The organism is Bacillus sp. AFS012607, from assembly GCF_002558005.1.
In the GTDB taxonomy this organism is placed as follows: domain Bacteria; phylum Bacillota; class Bacilli; order Bacillales; family Bacillaceae_G; genus Bacillus_A; species Bacillus_A thuringiensis_S.
On record NZ_NTVM01000104.1, the window covers coordinates 1 to 2,144 of the forward strand.

Below are 2,144 nucleotides of genomic sequence, written 5' to 3' on the forward strand. Positions count from 1 at the left end.
GCTTATGTTCTCGAAGAGCTTGATAAATCGAAAATTAATTTTAAAGAAAAATCCATTGTAAGTAATCTTCAAAATGGAGATGAAACGACGTCCCGTGTTCTAGCACTCTTTGATAAAGAAACGAAAGATAAATCAATTCAAGATACAGCAAAGGATAATGTGATTGCAGCTATTACAGATAATAAGCCACAAGTTACCGTGAATGGAGATCACTTTGCATTCGGTGATCAAAATATTGATTCTTCAGTAGCAAGTATAGGCGATATTCTTCCACCAGAGAAGAAACCAGATGTAATCTTGAACCCACCAATTATAACGGAGGGTGAGAATGGTAATACGGAAAATACAGGGACAGAAAAACCAAAGCCGCCAATAGAGCCGGAAAAACCAACAAATCCAGAGAAGCCAACAGAACCGGAAAAACCGACAGATCCAGAAAAACCAGCAAATCCAGAGAAACCAACAGAACCGGAAAAACCAACAAATCCAGAGAAACCAACAGAACCGGAAAAACCGACAGAACCAGAGAAACCAACAAATCCAGAGAAACCGACAGAACCAGAAAAACCAACAGAACCAGAAAAACCAACAGAACCAGAGAAACCGACAGATCCAGAAAAACCAACAGAACCGGAAAAACCAACAGAACCAGAAAAACCAACAGAACCGGAGAAACCAACAGATCCAGAGAAACCGACAGATCCAGAAAAACCAACAGAACCGGAGAAACCAACAGAACCAGAGAAACCGACAGAACCGGAAAAACCAACAGAACCGGAAAAACCAACAGAACCAGAGAAACCAACAAATCAAGAAAAGCCAGTTCTGAAACAAAATGAAAAGATGGTAGCGAGTAAATAAAGAAAAATGATTAGAAATAATAAAGTCTTTTAAAAACAAGGTCTAAAACCTTTGATACCACGATTAATTGGAACTAAAATAAAAAATAAAGTTATTCAAAAAGGAGGATTTACAATGAAAATTCCGTTTAATACCCATACTATTTATGTGACTTTGGATGATGATAAAATTTATGAATTAAAGAGTGATTATACAAAAGTTGAAGTCTCGAAAATTCAAAATCCTAGTAGAGAAAAACCTGTAATGGTGCTTTATAAAAGCCAATTTGACTGTGCAAAAGGTTATTTATTAAATAAAGAAAATCCTTTCAAAATTGATAAAGAAGATGCAAAAAATTATCATCAGATTGGCTTCATAAGTGTCGAGGAATTAAACGACTTTATTATTTTTTAAAGAACTTTATTATTTGTCTACAAAAAAATCAACTGATATTGCCAAAAAGGTACTCATAAAAAGAGTACCTTTTTAATTTGAAAGGGGTCATATAGATGTTTGTTAATAGTGCAAATTTAATACAAATTTCAAGTCTAGATAAAAGTTTAATGGTGGTAGGTCGAGTCGGAACAGGGAAAACGAGGGAACTGAAGAAAATGGCTTTAAGTTTATCAAAAGTTTTAGTGTTAGATCCACTGAGGGAATACGAAGACGAAGCATTCGGGAAGCAAACAGAGGGTAATGTGACTTTACAACACTTGGATTGTGAATCGAATGAAGGGTATGGGAATTTTAAAATTACAGAAGATGTGATAAATATAGCTAAACAATATGAATACGTAATTGTAGATGAAACCAATTATTTATGTCAGGAAGATTTTATATACTTTCTCCAACAAATGAAGGATTCCGATATAAAAGTAGTAGCAAGTTTTCAACAAATGCCAACAGATGACCAAATTACTAAGAAATTTGGATATATCATATCTTTAGATGTAACGAATGACTTCGATAAGATAACAGAATATGAGAAATATAATTATGATTTGGGCTTTGGCTTAAAGAAGTAATACGTGTGGCTAGATTGAACAGAGGTGATTCTTTGATATGTATAGTGAAAAGGTATCAATCAAATATAAATTAGCTGAAAAAGAAGTACTCATTCCATTGAGTGCTTTTTTGTTTGTTGGAATGTTATTGGTCGCTAATTTTTTACTCAACTTATCTTTAGAGCTGATAGAAACAACTTTTAGTGATTTATTACATCCCAAACCGTTTCATATGGAGATAGGATTTCTTTTTCGGATGCCAATTGCAGAGCATCCAATTTACTACTTGCTTGTTTTCCT

The 2,144-nt window shown here is 34.0% G+C and carries 3 protein-coding genes and 1 pseudogene; all 4 read left to right on the top strand.

Going from position 1 to position 2,144, the window contains the following annotated elements; translation table 11 throughout:
- The coding region (locus CN409_RS32500) for a hypothetical protein (protein ID WP_240518696.1) at positions 1-861 on the top strand (861 nt) is incomplete at its 5' end.
- A gap of 114 nt (positions 862-975) precedes the next feature.
- Positions 976-1,254 carry a hypothetical protein gene (locus CN409_RS31040; RefSeq protein WP_097982062.1) on the top strand — a complete coding sequence of 93 codons (279 nt, stop codon included), beginning with the start codon at positions 976-978 and terminating at the stop codon, positions 1,252-1,254.
- A gap of 95 nt (positions 1,255-1,349) precedes the next feature.
- Positions 1,350-1,865 carry a hypothetical protein gene (locus CN409_RS31045; protein WP_097982060.1) on the top strand — a complete coding sequence of 172 codons (516 nt, stop codon included), beginning with the start codon at positions 1,350-1,352 and terminating at the stop codon, positions 1,863-1,865.
- A 37-nt stretch (positions 1,866-1,902) separates the two neighbouring features.
- Positions 1,903-2,144: pseudogene (locus CN409_RS31050) on the top strand (type IV secretory system conjugative DNA transfer family protein); the annotation flags it as partial.